Source organism: Pseudomonas nitroreducens, assembly GCF_024170165.1.
Lineage (GTDB): Bacteria > Pseudomonadota > Gammaproteobacteria > Pseudomonadales > Pseudomonadaceae > Pseudomonas > Pseudomonas nitroreducens_C.
On the sequence record NZ_JALJXP010000018.1, the window covers coordinates 1 to 12,668 of the forward strand.

The 12,668-nt window shown below is 67.0% G+C and carries 13 protein-coding genes; 2 read left to right on the forward strand and 11 right to left on the reverse strand.

Features of this window, described 5'->3' with window-relative positions; all coding sequences use genetic code 11:
- Positions 1-454 precede the first annotated feature (454 nt).
- The gene (locus tag J2T47_RS26855; RefSeq protein ID WP_015475469.1) at positions 455-658 is read left to right on the forward strand and encodes a DUF2788 domain-containing protein; all 204 of its coding nucleotides are present in this window, start codon (positions 455-457) and stop codon (positions 656-658) included.
- A 15-nt stretch (positions 659-673) separates the two neighbouring features.
- On the opposite strand, the gene J2T47_RS26860 is transcribed toward J2T47_RS26855, so the two are convergent.
- Positions 674-1,240, reverse strand: coding sequence for a pseudouridine synthase (locus tag J2T47_RS26860; RefSeq protein ID WP_253453470.1), 567 nt, complete (start codon positions 1,238-1,240; stop codon positions 674-676).
- Positions 1,241-1,391: 151 nt separating this feature from the next.
- On the opposite strand from J2T47_RS26860, the gene J2T47_RS26865 reads away from it, so the two are divergent.
- Positions 1,392-2,444, forward strand: a complete 1,053-nt coding sequence (locus J2T47_RS26865) for an MBL fold metallo-hydrolase (protein ID WP_253453472.1) — start codon at positions 1,392-1,394, stop codon at positions 2,442-2,444.
- 230 nt (positions 2,445-2,674) lie between these two features.
- On the opposite strand, the gene J2T47_RS26870 is transcribed toward J2T47_RS26865, so the two are convergent.
- The 10 genes from J2T47_RS26870 to J2T47_RS26915 form a co-directional block, all read right to left on the reverse strand.
- Positions 2,675-3,238 (reverse strand): hypothetical protein, encoded by a 564-nt coding sequence (locus tag J2T47_RS26870; RefSeq protein WP_253453474.1) that lies wholly within the window; start codon positions 3,236-3,238, stop codon positions 2,675-2,677.
- Between the two features lie 116 nt (positions 3,239-3,354).
- The gene (deoC, locus tag J2T47_RS26875; RefSeq protein ID WP_253453475.1) at positions 3,355-4,131 is read right to left on the reverse strand and encodes a deoxyribose-phosphate aldolase; all 777 of its coding nucleotides are present in this window, start codon (positions 4,129-4,131) and stop codon (positions 3,355-3,357) included.
- A gap of 176 nt (positions 4,132-4,307) precedes the next feature.
- The gene (gene amn / locus J2T47_RS26880) at positions 4,308-5,783 is read right to left on the reverse strand and encodes an AMP nucleosidase (RefSeq protein WP_138212040.1); all 1,476 of its coding nucleotides are present in this window, start codon (positions 5,781-5,783) and stop codon (positions 4,308-4,310) included.
- Positions 5,784-6,016: 233 nt separating this feature from the next.
- Complete coding sequence (locus tag J2T47_RS26885; protein WP_253453477.1) at positions 6,017-6,358, reverse strand: type II toxin-antitoxin system HicB family antitoxin; 342 nt, start codon at positions 6,356-6,358, stop codon at positions 6,017-6,019.
- The gene (locus tag J2T47_RS26890) at positions 6,355-6,606 is read right to left on the reverse strand and encodes a type II toxin-antitoxin system HicA family toxin (protein WP_253453479.1); all 252 of its coding nucleotides are present in this window, start codon (positions 6,604-6,606) and stop codon (positions 6,355-6,357) included. The genes J2T47_RS26885 and J2T47_RS26890 overlap by 4 nt, the downstream gene beginning before the upstream one ends.
- Positions 6,607-6,789: 183 nt before the next feature.
- Positions 6,790-8,439 carry an acyl-CoA dehydrogenase family protein gene (locus tag J2T47_RS26895; protein WP_253453481.1) on the reverse strand — a complete coding sequence of 550 codons (1,650 nt, stop codon included), beginning with the start codon at positions 8,437-8,439 and terminating at the stop codon, positions 6,790-6,792.
- Positions 8,436-9,119: a TetR/AcrR family transcriptional regulator gene (locus tag J2T47_RS26900; RefSeq protein WP_253453483.1), complete on the reverse strand. Its 684-nt coding sequence runs from the start codon at positions 9,117-9,119 to the stop codon at positions 8,436-8,438. Before J2T47_RS26900 ends, J2T47_RS26895 begins: the two co-directional genes overlap by 4 nt.
- Positions 9,120-9,254: 135 nt before the next feature.
- Entirely contained in the window at positions 9,255-10,505 is a 1,251-nt protein-coding gene (locus tag J2T47_RS26905; protein WP_253453485.1) for an OprD family porin, read from the reverse strand.
- Positions 10,506-10,753: 248 nt separating this feature from the next.
- Complete coding sequence (locus tag J2T47_RS26910; protein ID WP_253453487.1) at positions 10,754-11,728, reverse strand: NADH:ubiquinone reductase; 975 nt, start codon at positions 11,726-11,728, stop codon at positions 10,754-10,756.
- Positions 11,729-11,747: 19 nt separating this feature from the next.
- Positions 11,748-12,665, reverse strand: a complete 918-nt coding sequence (locus tag J2T47_RS26915) for an SDR family NAD(P)-dependent oxidoreductase (RefSeq protein ID WP_253453489.1) — start codon at positions 12,663-12,665, stop codon at positions 11,748-11,750.
- Positions 12,666-12,668 lie beyond the last annotated feature (3 nt).

Here is a 12,668-nt window from a genome sequence, read left to right on the forward strand (position 1 = left end):
CGTGAGGTGACCCCTGCAGGTTAGAAACTGTTACCCATGTGCCTGAACAAAACTGTCACCTATGTGGGTGAGTCGTACCGGGGCAAGACCTTTGCCTTCTTTGGGTCGTTTGCCAAAGAAGGTCGCCCGAGGGGGCGAAACAAAAAGTCTGCGCGCACGCCGAAGCGACGCAGTACACCCAGACAGAGCGCAGCCCCCGCTTTGGCGAAAACACCTCCTGCGACACAGCACCGCACCCTGCCTCCCGCCAAACGAAATCGATACCGCAGATTTCCCCCGCCAGCCGCCGCGCCACGGCAATTTCCGGGGCGATCCGTCCATCCCGCAGCAGGAACTGATCATTTTATGAACGGCTCTGAACGACACAGCGCCGCATGCGTATAATGCGCGCCTTCTTCACCACCACCGCGCCCCGGCGTCCCTCGGACACCCTCCGCACCGGGCAGGAGCTGTAATGAACGAAAGTTTCGAAGACTGGATGATGTATGGCCTGGTGACCGGCCTGATCCTGTTCATGGCCTTCATCGTCTGGGACCTCGCCAAGAAGTCCAAGGCCGGCCGCATGGGCACCATGGTGCTGTTCTTCGCACTGGGCCTGGGCGTCCTCGGCTTCCTGATCAAGTCCGTGGTCGTCGCCGGGCTCGAAGGCGGCTTCTGACACCTGCCCCGGGCCTCAGAGCTCGGGGCTGACTTCCCGCCACTGCCCCGGCTGCAACCCGTCCAGCTGCCACGGCCCGATGCGCACGCGCACCAGGCGCAGCGTGGGCAGGCCGACTGCCGCCGTCATCCGCCGCACCTGGCGGTTGCGACCCTCGCGGATCACCAGCTCCAGCCAGGCTGTCGGCACCGACTTGCGGAAGCGCACCGGCGGGTCGCGCTCCCACAGCTGCGGCTCCTCCAGCCGCCGCGCCTCGGCCGGCAGGGTCGGGCCGTCATTGAGCTGCACCCCCTTGCGCAGCTGGTCGAGCTGTTCGTCGCTCGGCTCACCCTCCACCTGCACCCAGTACGTCTTCGGCAGCTTGTGCTTCGGATCGGCGATGCGCGCCTGCAGGCGGCCGTCGTTGGTCAGCAGCAACAGGCCTTCACTGTCACGGTCCAGCCGACCGGCCGGGTAGACGCCGGGCACATCGACGAAATCCTTCAGCGTGGCGCGGCCGTCGCTGTCGTTGAACTGCGTCAGCACGTCGAACGGCTTGTTCAGCAGGATCAGCTTCGGTTGCGCCGGCGGCGCCTTGGCCACGCGGCGAGGCGCGGGACGAGAGGCGGGGCGGCGATTGGCAGGGCGCGGAGGACGGGGCATGGCGAAAAGACTGGTAACCGAGGGCTAGGGGTACGGCGAATCCCGGCATGCTAGGTTGTGCCGAGTACTCATCGCAAGAGCGCGCACGAGCATGCCCATGAGCCACCCCACCTGGCTGATCACCTTGCAGAACCTCAGCGGCCGCCTCGGCGCCCGCTACCGCGGCCCGCAGACTGCACACTTCGACGGCATCCGCTTCCACAACCTCGACCGCCAGCCGCACAACGGCCTGCGCGCCTTCCTCAAATGGCAGCGCGAGCGCGGCCGCCAGCCGGAGTGGCTGGCCCAGCCCGGCCCCGACTCCCGCCCGGAAACGCCGGCTCGCGTCGAAGGCGACGAACTGCGCATCACCTACATCAACCACGCCACCCTGCTCATCCAGCACCGCGGTCTGAACATCCTGACCGATCCGCTGTGGTGCGAGCGCACCAGTCCGTTCAGCTTCGTCGGCCCCAAGCGCGTGCATCCGCCGGGCCTGGCGCTGGACCAGCTGCCGCCGATCAACCTGATCCTGGTCAGCCACAACCACTACGACCACCTGGATATCCACAGCCTGCGCGAGCTGGCGCGGCGCTTCCCGTTGGCGAAGGTGGTGACCGGGCTGGGCAATGGCGAGCTGATCCGCGCCTGCGGCTTCACCGACATCGCCGAGCTGGACTGGTGGCAGAGCCTGCCGATGCCCGAAGGCATGCTGCTCACCGGGGTGCCGGCGCAGCACTGGTCGGCACGCTCGCGGCGCGACACCAACCGCACACTGTGGATGGGCTTCGTGCTGGAGTCGCCGGACGGCCCGCTGCTGTTCCCCGGCGATACCGGGCTGGGCGAGGAGTTCGGCCTGATGCATCAGCGCTTCGGCCCGATGCGCTTCGCCGCCCTGCCCATCGGTGCCTACGAGCCGCGCTGGTTCATGCGCCACCACCACATGAACCCCGACGACGCGGTGCAGGCGCACCAGCACCTCGACTCGCAGTGCAGCATGGCGATCCATTTCGGCACCTTCCGCCTGAGTGACGAAGGACAGTTCACCCCCGTCAGTGACCTGGCGGCGGCGCTGCAGCAGCGCGGCGTGGCAGCGGAGCGCTTCTGCGCGCCGAAGCCGGGGGAGCAATGGCTCGTTCCACCGATGCCGGACAGTTCCCTGTAGGAGCGCGCCCTGCGCGCGATCGCGGGCATGGCCCTACATGAAATCCTGCGCGTGGGCTTGCCCTCTCCCTAACCCTCTCCCTGAAGGGAGAGGGGACCGTTTGGTGCAGGTTGAAGCCGAAGTGTCAGCCTGCACGGACAGCTCCCTCTCCCTTCAGGGAGAGGGCGGGGGAGAGGGGAACCCAGGCACGGATTTTCAGAAGAAGACAGTTGCTCCTACAAGGGTAGGTATCAGTTCTCCCGCACCCGCTTGCTGCAGCAGTTGCGATAGCGCTTGCCGCTGTTGCACGGGCACGGCTTGTCGCCGCAGCCACCCAGCTCCAGCCAGCTTTCCAGGCGCTGGTGCATGGATTCGCGGACTTCCCGGCGTTCGTCGTCCAGCTGCGGTTTGCTCAGCTCGCGGCTGAGCCAGAGGTAATCCTCCAGCAGCTCGTCCCGTTCCAGCGCATGCAGTTGCTCGGCCAGCGGCACGCCTTCGTAGCGGCGCTTCGGGTCCGGCAGGAAGGCGATGGCTTCACCGCCCGGCAGTACGTTCCACAGGCGGCCCTGGGCGTCGCGCCAGCAGGCGCTGAAACGGGCGCGCAGGGCCAGGCCCGGCCACTCCTCCAGGCACCAGCCATCCACGCGCTCGCCGCCCAAGCCTGCCACCGCCTTGCCCACGGAGAACCAGGGCTCGCCGGCGATGCTGTCGGGCAGAGGGAGCGGCGCGGCCACTTCGGGCGTGCCGTTCTCCACCAGTCGGCGGGCGAAACGGCGCAGTGGGTTGGTGAGGTGCGAAGGGGCGCGGAACGGCATGGGATCACCAGCGAAAAAGGTCGGCGAGGGTCCGACCGGAGGGACGCGCCACGGTTCCCCGCTGCGCGAAAGGCGAGCATTCTAGGCTCGCCCTCGGCGGCGTCAACGCGGTGCGATCAATAGCTCCGCGTGGAGACCGGCTCCGCTGAGCCACTCAACTCGCGCAGCAGGTCATCGAGCAGCGCGGACGCACCAAAACGCAGGTGCTCCGGCTTGATCCAGGCGGCGCCGAAGCGCTCCTCCACCAGCTTCTGGTAGACCTGCGCATCAGCCAGCGTGCGCAGCCCGCCAGAGACTTTCAGACCGACCTTGCCGCCCTCCTCCGCGATGCTTTCGAGCATCACCCGCACGGCTTCGGGCGTGGCGTGCAGCGTCGCCTTGCCGGTGCTGGTCTTGAGGTAGTCGGCGCCGCCGGCGATGGCTTCGCGGCAGGCCGTGCGGATCAGTTCCGGGTCGGCCAGTTCGCCGGTCTCCAGAATCACCTTGAGCCGATGGTACGGCCCGCACAACGTCTTGCAGGCACGGATCAGCGCCACCGCACCGGTCTCCTGGCCGGCCTTGAGCTTGCGCCAGGGGTAGACCAGGTCGATTTCGTCGGCGCCCTCGGCGAGGGTCTTGCGCACCTCCTCCACCACGTCGGCCAGCGGCGCGTCGCCGGTGGGGAAGTTGCACACGCTGGCGACCCGCACATCGCGGCCGCCCAGGGTATTGAGCGTACGCCGGGCGACGTGCGTCAGCTTCGGCCACACGCACACCGCCGCCACTTCGCCGTAGGGCGTCAGCGCTCGGCGGCAGAGGTCCACGGTGCTTTGCAGGTCATCGCCGGCATTCAGCGAGGTCAGGTCCAGCAGGGCGAGCACACGGCCCGCCGGGGTCTTGCGAGGATCGGTCATCGGCAACGCTCTCCATCGGCTTTCTTCAGCAGCGTAGGGCGCATAACCTGGGACAGGTTATCCGCCGCAACCTCCACGGCGGATAACGCTGGCGCGTTATGCGCCCTGCGCTGCTTTCGTGATGCAGCTAAGACGACCACCATCTCCCTGGTGGCCGCTCCGCGCCCTGTCACAGATCAGCGGAACGGCGGCTCGTCGAAGCTGCGCAGCTTGCGCGAGTGCAGCGAGTTGAGCTGGGTGCGCAGCAGGTCGACGGCGGCAACGCCGATGGACAGGTGCTGGCTCACCGCGCGCTGGTAGAAGGCGGTGGCCGCGCCGGGCAGCTTGATCTCGCTGTGCAGTGGCTTGTCCGAGACGCACAACAGCGTGCCGTAAGGCACCCGCAGGCGGTAACCCTGCGCGGCGATGGTGCCGCTTTCCATGTCCACCGCGATGGCCCGCGCCAGGTTGATCAGCGGGCGCTCCTGGGCCCAGTGCAGCTCCCAGTTGCGGTCGTCGTAGGTGAGCACGGTGCCGGTGCGCAGACGACGCTTGAGCTGGTCACCGCGTTCGCCAGTGACCAGCGCCGCGGCTTCCTGCAGCGCCAGCTGCACTTCGGCCAGCGCCGGGATCGGAATATGCGGCGGCAGCACACGGTCGAGGATGCCATCGCGACGCATATAGGCGTGGGCCAGCACGTAGTCGCCGATGGTCTGCGACTGCCGCAGGCCGCCGCAGTGGCCGACCATCAGCCAGCAGTGCGGACGCAGCACAGCGAGGTGATCGGTGATGTTCTTCGCGTTGGAGGGGCCGACGCCGATGTTCACCAGGGTCACGCCGTCGCCGTCCTCGGCGATCAGGTGGTAGGCCGGCATCTGGAAGCGGTGCCATTCGACGCTGGCGACGATGGCGTTGGCCTCGCCCTCGTCCGTGCCGCGCTCGATGATCACGTTGCCCGGCAGGACCATGCGCACGAAGCGCGGGTCGTCGCGCAGGCGCTCCAGGCCCAGGTGGATGAACTGGTCGACGTAGCGGTGGTAGTTGGTCAGCAGAATCCACGGCTGCACGTGGCGCCAGTCGCTGCCGGTGTAATGCACCATGCGGCGCAGGGAAAAGTCGGTGCGCGCGGCATCGAACAGCGCCAGCGGCATCGGGTCGGCGTTCTCCCATTCGTACAGGCCATCCGCCACGCCATCAGACGTAGCTGACAGATCGGTACTGGGGAACACCCGCGCCAGCTCGGCAGCGGTCACGCCCGAACCACCCAGCTCGTCACCGCCCTCCACCACGTAGGGGTAAGGAATGTTCTGCGCACTGACGCCGACTTCCACGCGCACGGTGAAGTCTTCCATCAGCGGGCGCAGCTGCTCCAGCAGGTATTTGCGGAAGGCCTTGGGCTGGGTGATGGTCACCGCGTAGGTGCCGGGCACCTGGACCTTGGCGTAGGCGCGGGTGGTCGAGGGCACTTCGCCCTGGCACAGGTAGGTCACCCGCAGCAGCGGGTAGCGGAATTGTTCGCGCTGCTGCGCGTCGGGGACTTCGCGGTCCTTCAGGTACCGCTTGAGCGCCTGGTTCAGGGCGCCGGTGGCGCGCTCGTGGAGCACGGCCAGTCGATCGACGGCCTCTTCGGCGGTCTGCGCGACGAAGAACTCGTCGCCAGTCGTAAGACTCATGGTGGGCATCCTGTCTGAACGATCAGCTCCATCTTGCCTGCTTCCGTCACAGAAAGGGATGACAGATTCCGTGTCGGCAGGATGAGCGGAAGGGTTGAAGAAAGCCTATGACAGAATCCGCGACCGCGAGTGCGGATGACAGCCGAAAGGAATCGACTGCATTCCATTTTCGTACATCGCCTGTCGGGGCGTCCCAAGCGTGTGGCACGTCCTGCAAAACCTGCAAGTAACGGTCAGGCGTGCTGCTCGATGTACTCACTCAGCGCGCGGCGCGTCAGGTCGTTCAACGTGATGTTCTGCTGGATGGCGGCGATACTCGCCGCCATGTGCAGTTCGTGGCCCACGCGTACGTTGAAGGAGCCCTTGCAGGGAATCTCCGGATCAACACTGCGCGTAGCACAGCCCGCCAGGTAGTCGTCGACCGCAGCCCTGAACGAGCCAGCCAGCTCGGCGACGGTTTCGCCTTCGTAATTGACCAGGGCGCGGATGAACAGCAGTTTGCCAAAAAGGCAGTTGTCTTCCGGGCTGGCCTCGATGGACCCGTAGTAGCCCCGGTGCTGCAGCAGATTGTTCATCGGATCAGTCCTCCGCTTTTCAGGTGCTCGATCACCTGGCGCCTGGCATAGGCCTTCAATTCATTGCCTGGATGAGGTTTGTGCAGGTTGATCATCGCGCGAGGGTCGCCGTTGTCGAACTTGACCCGGCCTCCCTCACCTTCGAGCTTGCGATAACCCAGCCCGCACAGCAGCGCTACCAACTCCTGCCAGGTGAACACGACCTGCCTGTTCAGCAGTTTGGCCAGCAGCTTCTCGTGCTGAGACATTCCCCTCTCCCAGCTGCAACTAATTTTAGTTGCAGCCATAGACCAAGGCAATCTCAGCACTGAGCTGCCCGTACCGAAATGAAGACCTGCGAGGCTCATCCCGGCACCGGCGAAGAACACTCCTCCTGCAACCTATTGATCGGCTAGCGACGGTTCAACCCGAAAACTTCTACCGAAATTTCCTCACACCAGATGCGGCGTAGCCCGCGCCACCAGCGCTTCCACATCTACCCCGCGCGGCAGGGTGCCGTAGACGCGGCCGCCGTCGTCCAGGCGGCTGGCGATGAAGGCGTCGGAGACCACCGAATTGCCCGCTTCCAGCAGCAGCTTGGCCTGCAGGGCGATGGCGACGTTTTCGGTGAGCTGGCGGGCGCGGTACTGGATGTCCTGGGTGTCGGCGAAGGAAGCCTTGAGGTTGCCGATGAACGACGCCAGGCGCGCGTCGCCGTGGCCGTCGCCCAGTTCGCTGAACAGTGCGTCGAGTACGCCCGGCTCCTTCGACAGGGCACGCAGCACATCCAGGCACTGCACGTTGCCCGAGCCTTCCCAGGTGGAGTTGACCGGTGCTTCGCGGTACAGGCGCGGGAGGATGGTGTCCTCGACGTAGCCGGCGCCGCCCAGGCATTCGGCGGCCTCGTTGATCATCGCGGGAGCGCGTTTGCAGATCCAGTACTTGCCGACGGCGGTGACCAGGCGGGCGAACTTGTCTTCCTGTTCGTCGTGCAGATTGTCCAGCGCGCGGCCCATGCGCATGGTCAGGGCCAGCGCGGCTTCGCTTTCCAGGGCGAGGTCGGCCAGCACGTTCTGCATCAGCGGCTGCTCGGCCAGCACGCGGCCGCCAACCTGGCGGTAGGCGCAGTGGTGCGCGGCCTGGGTCAGCGCCTGGCGCATCAGCGAGCTGGAGCCGACCATGCAGTCGAAGCGGGTCATGGCGACCATCTCGATGATGGTGGGCACGCCTCGACCTTCCTCACCGACCATCCAGGCCAGCGCGCCGCGGTATTCCACTTCGCTGGAGGCGTTGGACCAGTTGCCCAGCTTGTTCTTCAGGCGCTGGATGTAGAACTCGTTGCGGCTGCCGTCCGGGCGGTGGCGCGGCAGCAGGAAGCAGGTCAGCCCCTTGTCGGTGTAGGCCAGGGTAAGGAAGGCGTCGCACATCGGCGCCGAGCAGAACCATTTGTGCCCGACCAGTTCGTAGGCCTGGCCCGGGCCGGGGATGCCCACCGGGTAGGCGCGGGTGGTGTTGGCGCGCACGTCGGTGCCGCCCTGCTTCTCGGTCATGGCCATGCCGATGGTGGCGCCGGTCTTCTGCTCGATGGGCAGGTTGCGCGGGTCGTACTCGGTGGAGAGGATCTTCGGCAGCCACTTCTCGGCGAGATCCGGCTGCAGGCGCAGGGCGGGCACGCTGGCGAAGGTCATGGTCAGCGGGCAGCCGCTGCCAGCCTCGGCCTGGCTGTGCAGGTAGCTCAGGCCGGCGCGGGCGACATGGGCGCCCGCGCGTGGGTCGGTCCAGGGCATGGACGGCAGGCCGGCCTCGATGGCCGCACGCATCAGCTCGTGGTAGGCCGGGTGGAACTCCACCAGGTCGACGCGGTGGCCGAAGCGGTCGTGGGACTTGAACACCGGCTTGTTCTCGTTGGCCAGGAAGCCCGCTGCCATCAGCGGTCCGCCGGCCAGCGCGCCATAGGCATCGAGCTTCTGCTCGGCCCAGCCGCCGCCGTAGCGGCGCACCCACTCCTGCAGCGGCACGTCGACGCGATAGAGGTTGGCGCCGTCCAGCGGCGGTACCTGGTTGGTCACTTCGTGGGTTTCGGCGAGTTGGTGCGGGATCATGGCTGGTCCTCCATAACAGGCGTGGGCGAGGCAGTGGTGGGCAAGGCTGGGGTGGACGCGCCGACGGCGCGCAGGCAGAAGCTGGCGAGGGCGTCGCTGACGTCCTCCAGGGAAACGCTGGACTGGCCGGCATCCCGCGCGGCGCGGGCAGGCGGCGAAAGCGGGCCGATCAGGGCTTCGGCGATGGCGCCGACCAGGCAGGCGGCGGTCAGCTGCACCGGCTGGGGCTGGAACTCGCCGGCGGCGATGCCCTGCTCCAGCAAGGTGACGAACAGTGCAGCGTAGGCTTCGCGGTAGATCAGGCGCTGCTCGTCGACCTCCGGATCGACCGGCTCGGCGATCAGCGCGAAGGCCAATTGCCGGCTGCCCCAGGCGCGCGCGGCAAACTGCTGCAGGCCAAGGTTCAGGCGTTCGGAGGCGTTACCGGGAGCTTTCAGCAGCTCGCCGAGGGTATCGACTTCGTGCTGGCTGGCGCGGGCGAACACTTCGGCGGCCAACGAACCCTTGCCGCTGAAATGCCGGTACAGGCTACCGGTGGCGATACCGGCGTCGTCCGCCAGGCCCTGCATGGTCAGGGCGGCGAAACCACCGTCGGCCACCCGCGCCAGCGCCAGTTCGAGGATGCGCTCACGCAGTTCGCCGTCTTTTTGCAGCCGCGCTGGGGAGTGTCGGTAAGCCATGATCTGAATCCGGATTCACTGCATGAAATTCAGTGAATCACGGTTCAGACCTTTGCCGAAAGGGACATTCCCGCCACGGACGGAGCGATTCTGGCCAAACCGCCACCCCCCGCACGATGCAATAACAGCGGCGGTTTACCAGAGCGGCATCTGGTAGCTGACGATCACCCGCGTCTCGTCGATGTCGTTGCCGAAGTCGCTGCGGAAGGCGCCGTTGCGTACCTTGAAGCCGAGGTTCTTCAGCGGGCCGTTCTGCACCACGTAGCCGATGTCGGTGTCGCGCTCCCATTCCTTGCCGCGCCCCTGGCCGTTCAGCAGGTCGATGTGGTCGCCCTGCAGGTAGCGGGTCATGAAGGTCAGGCCGGGCAGGCCGAGCCCGGCGAAGTCGTAGTCGTAGCGCGCCTGCCAGGAGCGTTCGTCCTTGTTGGCGAAGTCGCCGATCTGCACGAAGTTGGTCAGGTACGGGTCGGTGCCGCTGAGGTAGGCGAAGCCGGTGTCGCCGGACATGCGCTGGTAGCCGACGCCGAAGCCGCTGCCGCCGATGCGGTAGGTGAACAGCGCGTTGAGTGCGCGGTTGTCGACATTGCTGCCGCCGTCATCGGTGGAGCGCGCCCAGCGGATATCCGACTTGAGCGACTGGCCGTCGGCGATCGGCAGGGTGTGCACCACGCTCAGGTAGTGCTGGCGATAGAAGTTTTCCAGGCCGCCGTAGTGGTAGCTGGTGCTGAGGCTGTCGGTCCAGCGGTAGGTGCCGCCGGCGAGGTTGAAGCGGTCGCTGCTGGTGTGGCTGCCGAGCACGATGTTGCGCTTGTTGCCACGGGTCATCGACAGGTCTTCGTCGTTGGTCGAGTCGCGCTGTTTCACCTGGCGCAGCTGGCCGAGCTGCGCGCTGAGGCCGTCGATCTCGTTGACCTCGGCAAGGCCGCCCTGGAAGGTCTGCGGGGCCAGGCGGGTGTCGTTGTACTGCACCACCGGCAGCTTGGGCAGCAGGGTGCCGACCTTCAGCGTGCTCTTCGAGGCGCGCAGCTTGGCGGTCAGGCCGAGGGAGCTGTAGTCGTCGGCAGCGCGCTTGTCGCTGGCCGAGTACGGCAGCAGGCCGGAGCCGGTGCGGTCGGGGCTGGAGTCCAGCTTGATCCCCAGCAGGCCGAGGGCATCGACGCCCACCCCCACCGTGCCTTCGGTGTAGCCCGACTCGAAGCGCAGCAGGAAACCCTGCGCCCACTCCTCGGATTTCGACTGCGCCGCATTGCTCTGGCGGTAGTCGCGGTTGAAGTAGAAATTGCGCAGTTCCAGGTTGGCCTTGCTGTCCGCGATGAAGTCCGCGTGGGCGAACAGGGGCAGGCAGGCGATGCTCGAAACGAGCGCCCGTACGGGAAGATTTTTCATTGTTGTTGTCTCTTCGTCAGGTGAGGTGAAGGCGGCGGCGCTGTGCCTGAAAGTCTGCGCCTGGGCCTGCCCTCTCCCCCGCCCTCTCCCTGAAGGGAGAGGGAGCTGTCCGTGCCGGCTGATGCAGTGGTTTCAGCCTTCACCGAACGGTCCCCTCTCCCTTCAGGGAGAGGGCTAGGGAGAGGGAGAGCCGCGGCACAGTCCCCCAGAAGTTCGCGCTTGCTCCCACGCCGCCACATTGAGAATCACTAGGTGAGCAGCCCCTCCAGTCGCTGGCGGATCAGCTGGCGCGCCTGTTCGACGATGTCGCGCAGCAGCTCCTCGCAGCCGGGTTCGTCATCGATCAGGCCCTGAACCATGCCCGCCGACCAGATTCCCAGGTCGGTGTCGCCCTGTTCGTAGACGGTGCGCCCGCGCAGGCCGCTGACCAGCGTGGCGATGTCGGCGTAGGTGGCATTGCCGCGCGCCTCGATGGCCAGCACTTCCTGGCTGATGGCGTTGCGCGCGACCCGCGCGCTGTTGCGCAGCGAACGCATGATCACGTCCGTGGAGCGCTCGTCCGCCGCGCGGATGGCCGCCTTGACCTGCGGGTGGACCGGGCACTCGCGGGTGCTGAGGAAACGTGTGCCCATGTTGATCGCATCGGCCCCCAGCGCCAGCGCCGCCACCAGCCCGCGACCGTCGGCAAAGCCACCGGAAGCGATGATCGGCACGCGCAGCCGGTTGGCCGCCGCCGGCAGCAGGACCAGGCCGGGAATGTCATCCTCGCCCGGATGGCCGGCGCACTCGAAGCCGTCGATGGACACCGCGTCCACCCCCAGTTGCTCGGCCTTGAGCGCATGGCGCACGGCGGTGCATTTGTGGATCACCTTGATGCCGTGCTGGCGGAACTCGGCGATGTGCTCGCCGGGGTTGTTGCCAGCGGTTTCGACCACGCCGATACCGCCCTCGATGATCGCCGCGCGGTACTCCGCGTAGGGGATCGGCTTCTGCGTCGGCAGCAGCGTGAGGTTGACGCCGAAAGGCTTGTCGGTGAGCTCGCGACAACGCGCGATCTCGTCGGCCAGCGCCTGCGGGGTCGGCTGGGTCAGCGCCGAGAGCGTCGCCAGCCCGCCAGCGTTGGCCACTGCCGCGGTCATCTCGGCGCGCCCCACCCACTGCATGCCGCCCTGCATGATCGGGTGTTCGACGCCGAAGGTTTCGGTGAATCGGGTCTTGAACATGCGCCTGCCCTCCGCCGAGTCAGATCGGGTCCCAGGAGAACACGTCCGGGCTGCGCGCCAGGTCCATGAAGCTGCCGGTCAGCGCGGGCATGCCGTGCTCGGCGATGCTCTGCGCAGTCCAGCCGTTCTCGCTGTGCACACTGCGCAGCGGGCGGCTCTGGCTCATCAGGAAGATCTCGTGGTTGCGCGCGGCGAACACCTGGCCGTTGACCGCACAGGCGGCGTCGGAAGCGAGGTAGACGGCCAGCGGCGCGTTCTTGTCCGGGGTCATGCGCTGCAGCTTCTCCACCCGCGCCTTCTGCTCCGGCGTCTCGGCCGGGATCGAGTCGGTCATGCGGCTCCAGGCGAAGGGCGCGATGCAGTTGGAGCGCACGTTGTAGCGCTGCATGTCGAGGGCGATGGACTTGCTCAGGGCGACGATGCCGAGCTTGGCCGCCGAGTAGTTGGCCTGGCCGAAGTTGCCGATCAGCCCCGAGGTGCTGGTCATGTGCACGAAGGCGCCGCTGTTCTGCGCGCGGAAGTGCTCGGCGGCGGCGCGGCTGACGAAGAAGCTGCCGTTGAGGTGCACGTTGATCACCGACAGCCAGTCCTCGGCGCTCATCTTGTGGAAGATGGTGTCGCGCAGGATGCCGGCGTTGTTCACCACGATGTCGACGCGGCCGAAGGCGTCGATGGCGCTGGCGACGATGCGCCGGGCGCTGTCCCAGTCCGACACGCTGTCGGTGTTGATGGCGCCGTCGCCGCCGCGCTGGCGGATCAGCCCGAGGGTTTCCTCGGCCGGGGACGCCGAGCCGCCCTCGCCCTGCAGGGACACGCCGATATCGTTGATCAGTACCCGCGCGCCGCTGTCGGCCAGGGCCAGGGCGATCTCGCGGCCGATGCCGCCACCGGCGCCGGTGACGATCGCTACCTTGCCTTCGTTGAGTCGTTGGGTCATTGC

What these genes read in the sequence shown, in the direction of transcription:
- J2T47_RS26915 (WP_253453489.1), bottom strand. Translation starts at nt 12,665, where the DNA reads ATGACCCAACGACTCAACGAAGGCAAGGTAGCGATCGTCACCGGCGCC.
- deoC (WP_253453475.1), bottom strand. Translation starts at nt 4,131, where the DNA reads ATGACCGATCCTCGCAAGACCCCGGCGGGCCGTGTGCTCGCCCTGCTG.
- J2T47_RS26895 (WP_253453481.1), bottom strand. Translation starts at nt 8,439, where the DNA reads ATGATCCCGCACCAACTCGCCGAAACCCACGAAGTGACCAACCAGGTA.
- J2T47_RS26905 (WP_253453485.1), bottom strand. Translation starts at nt 10,505, where the DNA reads ATGAAAAATCTTCCCGTACGGGCGCTCGTTTCGAGCATCGCCTGCCTG.
- J2T47_RS26900 (WP_253453483.1), bottom strand. Translation starts at nt 9,119, where the DNA reads ATGGCTTACCGACACTCCCCAGCGCGGCTGCAAAAAGACGGCGAACTG.
- J2T47_RS26885 (WP_253453477.1), bottom strand. Translation starts at nt 6,358, where the DNA reads ATGAACAATCTGCTGCAGCACCGGGGCTACTACGGGTCCATCGAGGCC.
- amn (WP_138212040.1), bottom strand. Translation starts at nt 5,783, where the DNA reads ATGAGTCTTACGACTGGCGACGAGTTCTTCGTCGCGCAGACCGCCGAA.
- J2T47_RS26910 (WP_253453487.1), bottom strand. Translation starts at nt 11,728, where the DNA reads ATGTTCAAGACCCGATTCACCGAAACCTTCGGCGTCGAACACCCGATC.
- J2T47_RS26890 (WP_253453479.1), bottom strand. Translation starts at nt 6,606, where the DNA reads ATGTCTCAGCACGAGAAGCTGCTGGCCAAACTGCTGAACAGGCAGGTC.
- J2T47_RS26870 (WP_253453474.1), bottom strand. Translation starts at nt 3,238, where the DNA reads ATGCCGTTCCGCGCCCCTTCGCACCTCACCAACCCACTGCGCCGTTTC.
- J2T47_RS26855 (WP_015475469.1), top strand. Translation starts at nt 455, where the DNA reads ATGAACGAAAGTTTCGAAGACTGGATGATGTATGGCCTGGTGACCGGC.
- J2T47_RS26865 (WP_253453472.1), top strand. Translation starts at nt 1,392, where the DNA reads ATGCCCATGAGCCACCCCACCTGGCTGATCACCTTGCAGAACCTCAGC.